Consider the following 14645-nt stretch of genomic DNA (forward strand, 5'->3'; position numbering starts at 1 on the left):
CCGGGGCCTCCTCGCCGACCGGCGGCCTGGTCGGGGACCAGCGCGGCTCGCCTCCGTAGGGACGGTCCTCCCGGGCCGGGGCGAGGTCGTCGGTGACCGGCAGTTCGCGGGTGACCGGGGCCTCCTCGCCGACCGGCGGCCTGGTCGGGGACCAGCGCGGCTCGCCTCCGTAGGGACGGTCCTCCCGGGCCGGGGCGAGGTCGTCGGTGACGGCCGTCCCGGGCCACTCGTCGGCCGCCACCCCGCCGGTGACGCCACTGGTCGGCGTCGCGTCCTCGTACGGCGCCGCGACGGTGGCCGCCGGCTGCTCTGCGGCGCCGTCCCCGGCGTGCCGCCCGGAGCGCAGCGCCCCGAGCAGGCCGAGCAGGCCGATGAGGATGAGCGCGCCGGCCAGGAACCAGCCGACCGGGGGCAGGGTGAGCCCGAGGATCTGGGCGAGCAGCCACCAGAGGGCGAGCGCCAGGAAGACCAGCCCGAAGGCGAACGACACGAGGTCGGTGCGGTGGGCCTTCACCGGGTCACCTCCAGGTTGCCGGCGTTCACGTGGACGATCAGCCGCAGGGTGCCGCCGCCGCGGCCGTCGGCGCCGAGGTCGGTGTTCTCCCACTGGCGTCCGTTCAGCCCGCCCGTGCGCCGGCCGAAGACCGTGGCGTCGCCGGCGTTCACGTCGGCCACCGTGGTGACGTCGACCTTCGGCGGTACGACCACGGTGACCTCACCGAAGTTGACTGCCACCGTCACCTGGGTGTCCTTCTTGTCGAAGTCGATCGCGCGCAGGTCCAGCACCGCGTCGCCGAAGTTGTTCTCGTAGCGGTTCGCCAGGTCCCGGAAGTCGACCGGGGCCCAGGTGACGTCGCCGTCGATGCCGCGGACCCGGTCGTAGGACTCGGCGACGGTGGCGAAGCCGAGCGCCACCGCGGTCACCAGGCCGAGCGCGATCAGCCAGCGGGCCCGGCCGAACCAGGTGCCCACCAGCAGCCCGAGGCCGATGGTGGCCAGCGCGGCGGCGAAGTAGCCGGCGGCGCCCACCGGGAAGACGTCCAGCAGGTCGAGCACGCCCACCACGCCGAGCGCCAGGAAGATCAGCGAGAAGGTCACCGGGCCGAGGGCGGAGCGCTCCTTCGGCCGCTTCGGGGGGCGGACCGGCCGGGCCGGGGGCGCCGGCACCGGCGGCGTCGGCCCGGCGTACGGGCCGTGCGGCGCGAAGGGCGGCCGGTAGCCGCCCGGTGGCAGCGGCGCACCCGCCGGGACCGGCCCGGCCACCGCCTCCCCGACCGGTGCGCCGGTGGTCGGCGCGCCCGGCCAGCCCGGCGTGCCGGCGGCCGGCCAGGTGGTGCCGGTCCGACCGCCGGAGACCGGCGTCGACTCCGGGTAGCCACCGGCTGACCAGGCCGGCTGCGCGGTGGTGGGTGCGGAGCCGGACCAGGCCGGCTGGGCGGTCGTGGGGTCGGCGAGGGTGGGTTCGTAGCCGGCGGGCGGCGCGGCGGGCGGCCCTGAGGGGGCCGCGGCGACGGTCGGGTCCGGCGCGGCGGCCGGCGTCGACCAGGCCGGCTGCGCGGCGGCGGGCGGCGCCCAGGGGCCCGGGCTCGCCGCGCCCGCCGGCGGGGTCGGGGACGGCCCGGGCCAGGTGGCGGCGGCCGGTGGGGTGGCGGCCGGCGGCACCGGGCCGGGCGGCGTGCCGGGCCCGGCGGGCGCGGGCTGGCCGGCGCCGGGGCCGCGGGCGTCCCGGTTGAGCATCAACGCACCGCCGATCAGGATCACCGCGCCGAGCAGGATCGCCCGGAACGCGTTGGTGACGACGTACCCGAAGCCGACGGCGACCACGATGCTGAGCACGATCACGGTGACCGGGGACATGCTGGACCGGCCGCGGCCGAGCATCGACTCCACCGGGGAGGCGGTGTCGCCCTCACCGGGGATGATCAGCCAGGCGGTGACGTACACCAGGATGCCGATCCCGCCGAAGAAGCCCAGCACCGCGAGGAGCACCCGCCAGAGCACCGGGTCGGTGTTCGTGGCCCGGCCGATCGCCGCGCAGACCCCGGCCAGGTACCGGCCGTCGCGCGGGCGGACCAGCCCGTACCGGGACGTGAAGCCGGTGCCGCCGGGTGGCGGAGCGTACCCGGCCGGCGGCGCGCCGGGGAACGGCGCGGAGCCGGCGGTCTGCGCCCCGGGTGGCGGCGCGGCCGAGGGACCGGCGGTGGTGGGTGCCGGTCCCGGTGGGGGTGGTGGTGGCCCGTCCTGTGCTGCCGCCCCGGGCTGGGGCGGACGGGCGGCGTCCTCGCTCATGCTGTAGATCCTGCTGCGCCGGCCGCCCGAACGACCTCCGGACCCGACCCTGACGCCACCCTGAGATCCGCGGCCGGCGAATGTCGGGGGCGTCCCCGTGGTCCCGGCGGGCCTGCCCGTGTGACGATCGGGACGGTGCCGGCGCAGACCGGCCCGCATCACCCGTCCCCCGACCCGGGAGCCTCCGATCAGCAGCACCGTGACCCCGCAACCGCGGCGCCTCTACCGGACCACCGACCACCGGTTGGCCGCCGGGGTGGCCGCCGGCCTCGCCGAGCACCTCGGCATCTCGGTGCTCCGGGTCCGGATCGCCTTCATGGTGCTGCTCGGCCTGAACGGCCTCGGGTTGCTGCTGTACGCCGCGTTCTGGGCGGTGGTGCCGCCCCGGCCGGGCGACACCGCCCTGCCGCCCCGCCGGGACCTCGGCCAGTTGCTGCCGTTCGTGGCCATCGGGCTGGGCGTGCTGATGATCCAGGTGCTCGCCTTCCACTCGGTGGGCGCGGCCGGCACGGCCGGCTGGCTCGTCGCGATCATCGCGGTCGGCGCCGGCGTGATCTGGCACCAGTCCGCCCCGGAGCGCCGCCGCCAGTGGGGCGACACGGTGCCGGTGCCCTGGCTGGGCGCGGTCGTGGAGGAGAGCGACCGGCGGGCGTTCGTGCTCCGGTTCATCGGCGGCGGGCTGCTCGTCGCCGTCGGGATCATCGGCGTCGCGGCGGTCTACTCCCCGGCGCAGAACTTCGACGCGATCCTCAACGGCGTGATCTTCGCGCTGGTCGGCCTGGCCGGGGTCGGTGTGGTGACCGGCCCGGTGCTCTGGCGCACCTGGAACCAGCTCCGCTCCGAGCGCGAGGGGCGCATCCGGGAGCAGGAGCGGGCCGAGCTGGCCGCCATGGTGCACGACCAGGTGCTGCACACCCTGGCGCTGATCCAGCGCAACGCCAGCGACGTCAAGACGGTGCAGCGGCTGGCCCGAGGTCAGGAACGGTCACTGCGCAACTGGCTCTACAAGCCGACCGCCTCGCCCACCGAACGGCTCGCCGCCGCGCTGGAGCAGGCCGCCGCCGAGGTGGAGGACACCTTCGCGATCACCGTCGAGGCGGTGGTGGTGGGCGACCGGGAGACCGACGAGCGGGTCGGCGCGCTGGTCGCGGCGGCCCGCGAGGCGCTGGTCAACGCGGCCCGGCACGCCGAGGTGCGAACCGTCTCGCTCTACGCCGAGGTGGAGCCCGACCAGGTCAGTGTCTTCGTCCGGGACCGGGGCAAGGGCTTCGACCCGGATACGGTGGAGGATCACCGGCACGGCGTCCGGGGTTCGATCATCGGGCGGATGAAGCGGCACGGCGGCCGGGCGGAGATCCGGTCCGAGCCGGGGGAGGGGACCGAGGTCCGGCTGATCCTGCCGATCAGCGGCAACGGCTCCACAGCGGAAAGGGACAAGTGACCATGGCCGAGCAGGAACCCGTCGACCTGGCGGCGCGGGACGGACGGCTGCGGGTCTTCCTCGTCGACGACCACGCCATGTTCCGGGCGGGGGTACGCGCGGAACTCGGCGCGCACGTCGAGGTGGTGGGGGAGGCGAGCACGGTGGCCGAGGCGGTCAGCCGGATCGCGGCCACCCAGCCCGACGTGGTGCTTCTCGACGTGCACATGCCGGACGGCGGTGGCCGGGCGGTGCTGGAGGCGATGCGCCGTACCCACCCGCAGGTGCGGTTCCTGGCGCTGAGCGTCTCCGACGCGGCCGAGGACGTGATCGGGCTGATCCGGGCCGGCGCCCGGGGGTACGTCACGAAGACCATCTCGCCGGACGAGCTGACCGACGCGATCCGCCGGGTGGCCGACGGGGACGCGGTGTTCAGCCCTCGGCTGGCCGGGTTCGTGCTGGACGCCTTCGCGGCCCGTCCGGACGCCCCGGTCGCCGACCCGGAGCTGGACCAGCTCACCAACCGGGAGCGCGAGGTGCTGCGGCTGCTGGCCCGGGGGTACGCGTACAAGGAGATCGCCAAGGAGCTGTTCATCTCGATCAAGACGGTCGAGACGCACGTCTCCAACGTGCTGCGCAAGCTCCAGATGTCCAACCGGTACGAGCTGTCCCGCTGGGCGGCCGACCGCCGGCTGGTCTGAGCCGCCCAGCGGCGCCGCACCCGACCGCTGTTCGCCAGCGGTCGCCGGGCTCACTCGGTGCGCAGCACGGTGAACGCCTCGGCCAGCCGGCCGGCGGGGAGGCCGGCGTTGTCCGCCATGGTGGTGAGCCGGTCCCGGACCCAGGTCGGCACGTCCAGGTGCGCGGTCTGGGAGTGGTGTGCCCGCATCGCGGCGATCCGGCGGTCGAGCTGGTCGGTCACGTCGACCACGTGGTCCGGGCCGGGGCCGCCGGCGTACCAGATCTCCCGGACCACCCAGGGCGCCAGCCCCGCGTCGAGCAGCTCCGGAAAGGCGAAGCGGTTGCGCGAGTCGGGGTAGACCGCGCAGGTGGTGGCCTCGCCGACCGCCAGGTGATCGGGGTGGCTCGGGCCGGCCAGGTGCTCCCAGCGGCGCAGCGGGGAGCTGGTCAGCACCCGGTCCGGGCGGAACCGGCGGATCGCCGCGGTGATCTGGCGGCGCAGCTCCAGGCTGGGCGTGAGGGTGCCGTCCTGGTGTCCGTCGAGGAAGTCGACCCGGCGTACGCCGACCGCCGCGGCGGCGGCCCGCTGCTCGGCCTCGCGCCGGGCGGGCATCTGCTCGCGCGGGGTCTCGTCGAAGCCGCCGGAGTCACCCCGGGTGACAATCAGGTACGCCACCTCGACGCCCTCGTCCACCCAGCGCGCGACGGTGCCCGCACAGCCGAAGTCCACATCATCCGGATGGGCAAAAACCGCGAGGGTTCGCCGGACGTCGGGCAGCGGCGGAGCGGAGGGCGGGAAGCTCACAGCGCCTCAGCCTACGCGTGCGGAGTCGCCCGAAGTGGCGCTGTCCTGCCTGTTCATGGCGGTACGACCGGCCCCTTTCATGATCTTTTTTCAAGTATCGGCAACGTGGCGGCCAACTAACGTCTTGATAACGGCACCTTCACGGAAAGGGCTGGTGGGTGTCACAGTGGCAGCACCTCACCCCCGGTGTGGGGCACCCCGTCGGGCCCGCCGACCACGTGACGCTGCCTTCGCGTGACGCCGCGTGGCTGTCGACCCTGCGCGGTGGCGTTCACCGAGGATGTGGTGCCCGGCGGATCGGTGCCCTTGGGGGTGTCCCGATTTCCCCTGCGGTAAACCGCCGACCTGTGCTTCGGGCCGGCGGTGGCGTCACCCCCCAAACGTGCGTGAAACCCACGACGGAACCAGGTTAGAAAGAGGAGGCCCCTCGGAATGAGAGTCTCGAAGCGGGCGAGCGGCGCGCTCGCGGTGGGCGCGGCATTCGCGCTCATCGCGTCCGGCTGCTCCAGCGGCGACAACGAAGGTGGCGACCCCGGCGCCAGCGCGGACGGTGCCATCGTCATCGACGGCACCCAGCCGGAGAACCCCCTGGTTCCGGCGAACACCACCGAGACCGGTGGCGGCAAGATCATCGACTGGATGTGGACCGGCCTGGTCGAGTACCCCAACAACGGTGGCGCGCCGCAGAACGCGCTCGCCGAGTCGATCGAGACGAGCGACTCCAAGGTCTTCAAGATCAAGATCAAGCAGAACACCAAGTTCCACGACGGCAGCACCGTCAAGGCCGAGAGCTTCGTCAAGGCCTGGAACTGGGCTGCGTACGGCCCGAACGGCGCGCAGAACGCCAGCTTCTTCTCCGACATCCAGGGCTTCAACGACACCTACACCGAGGACCCGGACGGCCCGGACGGCCCGAAGAAGGCCCCCGAGCCCAAGGCCAAGGAGATGTCCGGCCTGAAGGTCGTCGACGACTGGAACTTCGAGGTCACGCTCTCCGCGCCGACCGCCGTGTTCCCGACCAAGCTCGGCTACAGCGCCTTCATGCCGCTGCCGGACGCCTTCTTCTCGCAGAAGCCCGAGGAGTTCGGCAAGAAGCCGATCGGTAACGGCCCGGTCAAGCTCGTCTCGTGGCAGGACGACGTCGAGATCAAGCTCACCCGCTTCGACGACTACAACCTGCGCGACAAGATGAAGATCAAGGACGTCACCGTCAAGATCTACCAGGACGACACGGCCGCCTACAGCGACCTGGTCTCCGGCAACCTGGACTTCCAGCAGCAGGTGCCGGTCTCCTCGCTGGCCGGTGACAAGTGGAAGACCGACCTGGGCGACCGGGCGATCCAGACGACCGTCCCGTCCAACGGCATCATCGCCTTCCCGATCTACGACTCGAAGTTCAAGAACCCCAAGCTCCGGGCCGCGATCTCGCACGCCATCGACCGGCAGCAGGTCACCGACAAGATCTTCTTCGGTAACCGCAAGCCGGCCGACAGCTGGGCCAACCCGCTGACCCCGGGCGCGACGCCCGGCGACTGCACCGCCTGCAAGTTCGACCCGACCCTGGCGAAGCAGCTCCTGCAGGAGGCCGGCGGCTTCACCGGCAAGCTGACCCTGTCGTACAACGCGGACGCCAGCCACAAGGAGTGGATGGAGGCCGTCGCCCAGCAGATCAAGACCAACCTGGGCATCGACGCCGTCGCTGTCGGCGTGCCGACCTTCGCGGTCTTCCGGGCCAACATCAACGCCCACAAGATGACCGGCGCCTACCGTGCCGGTTGGCAGCAGGACTACCCGGACGTGGAGAACTGGATCAACCCGCTCTACGTGACCAACGGTTCCTCGAACGACGGTCTGTACAGCAACCCGCAGGTGGACGCCCTCGCCAAGGAGGCCTCGTCGGCCCCCAGCCTCGAGGAGGCCCACAAGAAGTTCGCCGAGGCGGTCAAGATCATTGACCAGGACGTCCCGGCGATGCCGATCTACTTCAGCGGCGAGCAGTCCGGCCACTCGGAGAAGATCAAGAAGATGGAGCTGACCAACGTCGGCGAACTCGACATCACCTCGGTCGAGCTCTGACCCGAACGGTCTGACCCCGGGTCGGGCTCGCCTACCGGTGAGCCCGACCCGGGGCCGTTCCGCGAGGGGGTGTACAACAAACCCCTCGCACGTTTGTCACCACCGTGTCGGCCGTCCGACGCGCCCCCTGTCTGGAGGACCACCCCATGGGCCGTTATCTCTTGAGACGGCTGCTGCAACTCGTGCCGGTCTTCATCGGCACGACCTTCCTGATCTACTGGCTGGTCTGGTCGGTGCCCGGCGACCCCTTCGCCGGCAAGTGCGGCGACCGCGGTTGCCCGGACAACTTCCGGGCGATGATGACCGAGAAGTATCACCTCGACCAGTCGATCTGGGTGCAGTACGCCAGCTATATGAAGGACCTTTTCCAGGGTGATTTCGGCGTCACCTACAGTGGTCGCCAGATCGGCGACATCATCATGACGTCGTACCCCAACACCCTGAAGCTGGCGGTGGTGGCGCTCACCATCGAGGCCGTGATCGGCCTCGGCGCGGGCGTGCTGACCGGTCTGCGGCGCAACGGCTTCCTGGACAACCTGGTCCTCGTCTCGTCGCTGTTCCTGATCGCGCTGCCGGTCTTCGTCATCGGCTTCATGCTCCAGTGGTTCCTCGGGGTCAAGTGGGGCATCATCACCCCGACCGTCTCCAACGAGATGCGGCTCAGCGAGCTGATCGTGCCGGGCTTCGTGCTGGGCAGCGCCTCGTCGGCGTACATCGCCCGGGTGGCGCGGACCAGCATCGCGGAGAACCGCCGCGCCGACTACGTCCGTACCGCCATCGCCAAGGGCCTCCCGATGCGCCGGGTGGTCGGCGTGCACCTGCTGCGCAACTCGCTGATCCCGGTGGTCACCCTGCTCGGTACCGACCTCGGTGCCCTGATGGGCGGCGCGATCATCACCGAGGGCATCTTCGGCATCAACGGCATCGGCCGCCAGGTGCTGCGGGCGATTGTCACGAAGGAGAGCGCTACCGTTGTCGGCATCGTGGTGGTCCTGGTGCTCGTCTATCTGGCGATGAACCTGCTGGTGGACCTGCTCTACGCCGCCCTTGACCCGAGGATCCGCTATGAGTGACCCGAGTACCGCGTCGATCATCTCGACGCCGCCCGCGACCATGCCGACCGAGGCCGGTTCCGGTGCGCCCACGAACGCCGGCCTGCCGGAGAGCGCGCAGAAGCGGGAGAGGCCGCGCAGCCTGCTGGGCGACGCGTGGCGCGACCTGCGGCGTAAGCCACTGTTCTGGATCTCCGCGGCCATCATCCTGGTGTTCGTGTTGATGGCCGCCTTCCCGTGGCTGTTCACCAGTGGCGACGCGGTCAACGGTGACCTGGGGCGCAGCCGGGTCGAGCCCTCGTCGTCGGCCTGGTTCGGCTACGACGTGCAGGGCCGGGACGTCTACGCCCGGACCATCTACGGTGCCCGCGCCTCCATCGTGGTGGCGCTGCTCTCCGTGATCGGCACGCTGCTGATCGGCGGCACCATGGGCATCATCGCCGGCTACCGCGGCGGCTGGGTGGACGCGCTGCTCTCGCGGGCCGCGGACATCTTCTTCGGCCTGCCGTTCGTGCTCGGCTCGATCGTCATCCTGACCACCTTCAACGGGTCGGGCACCGACAACGGCGAGTGGACGATCATGGGCCTGGTGATCGCATCGTTGACCGTGCTGAGCTGGCCGGTCGTGATGCGGTTGATGCGCTCCTCGGTGCTGGCCACCAAGGAGGCCGACTACATCGTCGCGGCCCGGGCCCTGGGCGCCAGCACGGGACGGATCATCCTCAAGCACCTGCTGCCGAACTGCCTGGCGCCGCTGCTGGTCTACGGCACGATCATGGTTGGCTCGTTCATCGGCGCCGAGGCCACGCTCTCCTTCCTGGGTATCGGGCTGAAGAGCCCCGTGGTGTCCTGGGGCATCATGATCAGCGAGGCGCAGAACTACATCCGGGTCTCGCCGTTCCTGCTGTTCTTCCCGGCCGCGTTCCTCGTCACCGCCGTGCTGAGCTTCGTGATGCTCGGTGAGGCGGTCCGCGAGGCCCTCGACCCGAAGCTCCGATAGGGGAACTGAGTTGTCCGACATTCTCGTCTCCGAGCAGTCCGCTCCGGGCGCCGACGGATCCGGCCGCCCCGCCGGCCGGCTGCTCGAGGTCGACGACCTCCGGGTGGAGTTCCGTACCCGGGACGGCGTCGCCAAGGTCATCAACGGTGTGACGTACCACGTCGACGCGGGGGAGACCCTCGCCGTGCTCGGCGAGTCCGGCTCCGGCAAGAGCGTGACCGCGCAGACCATCATGGGCATCCTCGACACCCCGCCCGGCTTCGTCACCGGTGGCCAGGTCCGCTTCCACGGCAAGGACATGCTCAAGATGTCCGCCGAGCAGCGGCGTCGGATCCGTGGCGAGGGCATTGCGATGATCTTCCAGGACTCGCTCTCCGCTCTCAACCCGGTTTTCACCGTCGGCTTCCAGATCGCCGAGCAGTTCCGCATCCGTCGCGGCATGAGCCGCGGGGACGCCAAGAAGCACGCGATCGAGATGCTCGACCAGGTGAAGATCCCCAACGCCAAGGGCCGGTACAGCAACTACCCGCACCAGTTCTCCGGCGGCATGCGACAGCGCGCGATGATCGCCATGTCGCTGGCGCTCGACCCCGAGGTGCTGATCGCGGACGAGCCGACCACCGCCCTGGACGTGACCGTGCAGGCCCAGATCATGGACCTGCTCGGCGAGCTTCAGCGGGAGCGGCGGATGGGCATGATCCTGATCACCCACGACCTCGGCGTGGTCGCCGACGTCGCGGACCGGATCGCGGTCATGTACGCCGGCCGGATCGTCGAGGAAGCCGACGTGTACGAGCTGTACGCCAAGCCGGCGCACCCCTACACGCTCGGCCTGCTCAACTCGATCCCGCGGATGGACGAGAAGGGGCAGGAGCTCCGGACGATCAAGGGGCTCCCGCCGAACCTGATGAACATCCCGCCGGGTTGCCCGTTCAACCCGCGCTGCCCGATGGCGCAGCCGGTGTGCCGGGAGAAGGTGCCTCCGCTGCTGCAGGTCGGCAGCGGCCGGGCCAGCGCCTGCCACTTCGCCGAGGAGCTCGTGAGCCGTGACTGAGAACATCATCGAGGTCCGTGACCTGGTCAAGCACTACCCGGTGACCCAGGGCATCGTGTTCAAGAAGACCATCGGTCAGGTCAAGGCGGTCGACGGCGTCTCCTTCGAGCTGAAGGCCGGGGAGACCCTGGGCGTCGTGGGCGAGTCCGGCTGCGGCAAGTCGACGCTGGCCCGGGTCCTGATGAACCTGGAGAAGCCGACCGCCGGTCAGGTGCTCTACAAGGGGCAGGACATCTCCCAGCTCCGGGGCGGCGCGCTGCGCCGGCTGCGCCGGCAGATCCAGCTGGTGATGCAGGACCCGTACACCTCGCTGAACCCGCGGATGACGGTCGGTGACCTGATCGGCGAGCCGTTCGAGATCCACTCGGAGGTGGCCCCGAAGGGTTCCCGCCGCACCAAGGTCAAGGAACTGCTCGACCTGGTCGGGCTGAACCCGGAGCACATCAACCGGTACCCGCACCAGTTCTCCGGCGGCCAGCGGCAGCGCATCGGCATCGCCCGGGCGCTGGCCCTGCGGCCGGAGATCATCGTCTGTGACGAGCCGGTGTCCGCCCTGGACGTCTCCATCCAGGCCCAGGTGATGAACCTGCTGGAGAAGCTCCAGGCGGAGTTCGGGCTGTCGTACGTCTTCATCGCCCACGACCTGTCGGTGGTGCGGCACCTCTCCGACCGGGTCGCGGTGATGTACCTCGGCAAGATGGTGGAGATCGGCTCCGAGGACGAGATCTACGAGCGCCCGACGCACCCGTACACCCAGGCGCTGCTGTCGGCGGTGCCGGTGCCGGACCCGACGCTGCGGGACAACAAGGCGATCATCCGGCTCACCGGTGACGTCCCCTCCCCGGTCAGCCCGCCCTCGGGCTGCCGGTTCCGCACCCGGTGCTGGAAGGCGCAGGACCTCTGTGCCCAGGAGGTGCCGCTGCTCCAGATCCGGCGGGGCTCGGACCACCCGAGCGCCTGCCACTTCGCCGAGCGGCGGGAGATCGTGCCGACCCACGAGGCGGCCTGATCCAACCCGGACCGCCTGCCGGCGTCACGCTGACGCCGGCAGGCGGTCCGTCGTATCCGGGGTCGGTGCGGCCGCGTCCACGCCGCCGCCGCACCCCGTCACAGGGGGCCGCGGCCGGCCCGCAGCAGCAGCAACGCCAACTGGGTGCCGTCCGCGCCGAGCGCCTGCCGGAACCGCTCCAGGATCTCCCGCTCACGGGAGAGCACCAGCCGGGTGCCGCCGGACGCCATCCGGGTGGCCCCGACCTCCTGGGACAGCGCGGCCCGCTCCTGCCAGAGCGCGATGATGGTGCGGTCGATCTCGTCGATCCGCTCCCGGATGGCCACGATCCGCTCGGCGGCCGCTGAGTCGTCGGTGCCGGTGCCGGTGCCGGCCGCCGCCCCGGTCGGCTCGGTGCCGTCGGTCCGGCCGGGCCGCGCCAGGCTGCCGCTGGACTCCACCACGTCAGTCATCATCGTCGTCCCTCTCGGGTCTCGGGCCCGGTGCCCGGATCCCGGGACGAAAAAGCCCCGGGCTCTCCGAGCCCGGGGCTTTGCAGGTCTGTGATCAGGCGCGACCTACGGCTGCCGGACTCCCGGTGCCGTAGTAAAAGTAGAAGCGCTGATCGAACACGCCGTCGAGTATGCCGACCCGCGGGCGCGGTGCGCAAGGAAAGCCGCCAACTGGTGGGACGTGACTCCTCGGTCCCGTCGGTGCCGCGCGGTCGGGAAGTGTCCGGCGCGCGGCATAGACTCGCCGTGCGATGCATCCTCTCTTCGACATCCCCGCGTCCCCGCCCGAGCCCGCGCCGCACGGCGACGCCGGCCCTCCTTCCGCCTCGCCACCGGTGGGCGGTGCTCCCGGCCGTGTGGCGGCCGGTGCGGCGCTGTGGCGTGGGGCGGGGTCGCCGGGTGCCCGACCGGGCCCGCAGGCCCTCCTCGACGGGCTGAACGGGCCGCAGCGGGACGCGGTCACCCACGCCGGCTCGCCGCTGCTGATCGTGGCCGGCGCCGGCTCCGGCAAGACCCGGGTGCTGACCAACCGGATCGCGTACCTGCTCGCCGCGCGGGACGTGCACCCGGGCGAGATCATCGCGATCACCTTCACCAACAAGGCCGCCGGCGAGATGAAGGAGCGGGTGGCCGCCCTGGTCGGCCCGCGCGCCCGGCTCATGTGGGTGTCGACCTTCCACTCGGCCTGCGTCCGGATCCTGCGCGCCGAGCACGAGCACGCCGGCCTGAAGTCGACCTTCTCGATCTACGACGCCGACGACTCCCGCCGGCTGATGCAGCTCGTCACCCGCGAGCTGGACCTCGACCCGAAGCGCTACCCGGCGCGCGGCCTGGCCGCCCAGGTCTCCAACCTCAAGAACGAGCTGGTCGACCCGGAGGAGTTCGCCGGCCGGGCCAAGGGTCCCAACGAGCGCGCCCTGGCCGAGGCCTACACGCTCTACCAGCGGCGGCTGCGCGAGGCGCACGCGCTGGACTTCGACGACCTGATCATGACGACCGTGCACCTGCTCCAGTCGCACCCGCACGTGGCGGAGAGCTACCGGCGCCGGTTCCGGCACGTCCTCGTCGACGAGTACCAGGACACCAACCACGCCCAGTACGTGCTGATCAAGGAGCTGGTCTCCGGCACCGAAGGGCTGCCGCCGGCCGAGCTCTGCGTGGTCGGCGACGCCGACCAGTCGATCTACGCGTTCCGCGGCGCGACCATCCGCAACATCCTCGAGTTCGAGCGCGACTTCACCGACGCCCGGACGATCCTGCTGGAACAGAACTACCGCTCCACCCAGACCATCCTCAACGCCGCCAACGCGGTGATCGACCGGAACACCTCCCGCAAGCCCAAGCGGCTGTGGAGCGACGCCGGGGCCGGCGAGCAGATCGTCGGCTACGTCGCCGACACCGAGCACGCCGAGGCCGACTGGGTGGCCCGGGAGATCGACCGGCTGGTCGACGAGGGGGACACCCGCCCCGCCGACGTGGCGGTCTTCTACCGCACCAACGCGATGTCCCGCGTCTTCGAGGAGGTGTTCATCCGGGTCGGCCTGCCGTACAAGGTCGTCGGCGGGGTGCGCTTCTACGAGCGCAAGGAGGTCCGGGACGCGCTGGCCTACCTGCGCGCCGTGGTCAACCCCGACGACACGGTCAGCGTGCGCCGGATCCTGAACACCCCGCGCCGGGGCATCGGCGACCGGGCCGAGGCGTGCGTCGAGGCGCTGGCGAGCCGGGACCGGATCTCCTTCGGCGCGGCGCTGCGCCGGGCCAAGGACGCCCCGGGGATCTCCACCCGGGCCGCCAACGGCATCGCCGAGTTCGTCGCCCTCCTCGACGGCGCCCGCGAGCTGGCCGACACCGGCACTCCGGAGGAGGTGCTGGAGGCGCTGCTCACCCGCTCGGGTTACCTGAGCGAGCTGGAGGAGAGCCTCGACCCGCAGGACGCCGGCCGGGTGGACAACCTCCAGGAGCTGGTCAGCGTCGCCCGGGAGTACACCGAGCGGATCGAGGCGCTGGGCGGCGAGGACGAGCGGGCCACCGTGGCGGGCTTCCTGGAGCAGGTGGCGCTGGTCGCCGACGCCGACCAGATCCCCGCCGACGACCCGGACCACCAGGGTGTGGTCACCCTGATGACGCTGCACACCGCGAAGGGCCTGGAGTTCCCGGTGGTCTTCCTGACCGGCCTGGAGGACGGCGTCTTCCCCCACCTGCGTTCGCTGGGCGACACCCGGGAACTGGAGGAGGAGCGCCGGCTCGCGTACGTGGGCATCACCCGCGCCCGCCAACGGCTCTACCTGTCCCGGGCGGTCACCCGGTCGGCTTGGGGCGCGCCCGCGTACAACCCGCCGTCGCGCTTCCTCGAGGAGTTGCCGCCGGACCTGGTCCGCTGGGAGCGGACCGAGGGGTCGTACACCTCGTGGGCCGGCGGGGGCGGCGGCGTCGGCGGCCGCGCGGACCGCGCGCCCGGCGGGCGGGCCGGCTTCACCGGGGGTACGCCCAAGGCGACCCAGCTCGCCAAGCGGCTCGGGGTGGACGCCAGCCGGCTGTCCACGGCCAGCGAGCTGAAGCAGGCCCCGAAGGTGGCGGCGGGGGACCGGGTCAACCACCAGCGGTACGGGTTGGGCCGGGTGCTGGCCGTCGAGGGGCACGGCCCGGGCGCCCGGGCGCAGATCGACTTCGGCGACCAGACCATGTGGCTGGTGCTCCGGCACGCCCCGATCGACAAGCTCTGACCACGTGACACGGCCCGGCCCGGCGAGACGCCGGACCGGGCCGTT

11 protein-coding genes and 1 pseudogene are annotated in these 14645 nt (G+C 71.6%); 8 read left to right on the forward strand and 4 right to left on the reverse strand.

Features of this window, described 5'->3' with window-relative positions; translation table 11 throughout:
* Positions 1-280: 280 nt before the first annotated feature.
* Both ACIBPB_RS16750 and ACIBPB_RS16755 read right to left on the reverse strand, forming a co-directional pair.
* A pseudogene (locus ACIBPB_RS16750) lies at positions 281-514 on the reverse strand (hypothetical protein); the annotation flags it as partial.
* A complete protein-coding gene (locus tag ACIBPB_RS16755; protein ID WP_396840462.1) occupies positions 511-2289 on the reverse strand; it encodes a PspC domain-containing protein in 1779 nt (592 codons plus the stop codon). The pseudogene ACIBPB_RS16750 and the gene ACIBPB_RS16755, both read right to left, overlap by 4 nt.
* Before the next feature lie 199 nt (positions 2290-2488).
* Here ACIBPB_RS16755 and ACIBPB_RS16760 point away from each other — a divergent pair, with 199 nt between their 5' ends.
* Positions 2489-3730, forward strand: coding sequence for a PspC domain-containing protein (locus ACIBPB_RS16760; protein WP_396840463.1), 1242 nt, complete (start codon positions 2489-2491; stop codon positions 3728-3730).
* A 2-nt stretch (positions 3731-3732) separates the two neighbouring features.
* Positions 3733-4410 carry a response regulator transcription factor gene (locus ACIBPB_RS16765; RefSeq protein WP_357314088.1) on the forward strand — a complete coding sequence of 226 codons (678 nt, stop codon included), beginning with the start codon at positions 3733-3735 and terminating at the stop codon, positions 4408-4410.
* 50 nt (positions 4411-4460) lie between these two features.
* Here the strand turns inward: ACIBPB_RS16765 and ACIBPB_RS16770 are convergent, their stop codons facing one another.
* Complete coding sequence (locus ACIBPB_RS16770) at positions 4461-5195, reverse strand: PIG-L deacetylase family protein (protein ID WP_396840464.1); 735 nt, start codon at positions 5193-5195, stop codon at positions 4461-4463.
* Positions 5196-5627: 432 nt separating this feature from the next.
* On the opposite strand from ACIBPB_RS16770, the gene ACIBPB_RS16775 reads away from it, so the two are divergent.
* From ACIBPB_RS16775 to ACIBPB_RS16795, 5 genes are all read left to right on the forward strand, one after another.
* Complete coding sequence (locus ACIBPB_RS16775) at positions 5628-7271, forward strand: ABC transporter substrate-binding protein (protein WP_396840465.1); 1644 nt, start codon at positions 5628-5630, stop codon at positions 7269-7271.
* 146 nt (positions 7272-7417) lie between these two features.
* On the forward strand, positions 7418-8344 hold the full coding sequence (locus tag ACIBPB_RS16780) for an ABC transporter permease (RefSeq protein ID WP_396840466.1): 927 nt from the start codon (positions 7418-7420) through the stop codon (positions 8342-8344).
* Positions 8337-9323: an ABC transporter permease gene (locus tag ACIBPB_RS16785; RefSeq protein WP_396840467.1), complete on the forward strand. Its 987-nt coding sequence runs from the start codon at positions 8337-8339 to the stop codon at positions 9321-9323. Before ACIBPB_RS16780 ends, ACIBPB_RS16785 begins: the two co-directional genes overlap by 8 nt.
* Positions 9324-9333: 10 nt before the next feature.
* On the forward strand, positions 9334-10377 hold the full coding sequence (locus tag ACIBPB_RS16790) for an ABC transporter ATP-binding protein (protein ID WP_396840468.1): 1044 nt from the start codon (positions 9334-9336) through the stop codon (positions 10375-10377).
* On the forward strand, positions 10370-11386 hold the full coding sequence (locus tag ACIBPB_RS16795) for an ABC transporter ATP-binding protein (RefSeq protein ID WP_396840469.1): 1017 nt from the start codon (positions 10370-10372) through the stop codon (positions 11384-11386). Before ACIBPB_RS16790 ends, ACIBPB_RS16795 begins: the two co-directional genes overlap by 8 nt.
* A 98-nt stretch (positions 11387-11484) precedes the next feature.
* Here the strand turns inward: ACIBPB_RS16795 and ACIBPB_RS16800 are convergent, their stop codons facing one another.
* A complete protein-coding gene (locus ACIBPB_RS16800) occupies positions 11485-11841 on the reverse strand; it encodes a chorismate mutase (protein WP_396840470.1) in 357 nt (118 codons plus the stop codon).
* 287 nt (positions 11842-12128) lie between these two features.
* Here ACIBPB_RS16800 and pcrA point away from each other — a divergent pair, with 287 nt between their 5' ends.
* On the forward strand, positions 12129-14600 hold the full coding sequence (gene pcrA / locus ACIBPB_RS16805; protein WP_396840471.1) for a DNA helicase PcrA: 2472 nt from the start codon (positions 12129-12131) through the stop codon (positions 14598-14600).
* Positions 14601-14645: the final 45 nt, after the last annotated feature.

It is taken from the genome of Micromonospora sp. NPDC049836, from assembly GCF_044465125.1.
In the GTDB taxonomy this organism is placed as follows: Bacteria; Actinomycetota; Actinomycetes; order Mycobacteriales; family Micromonosporaceae; genus Micromonospora.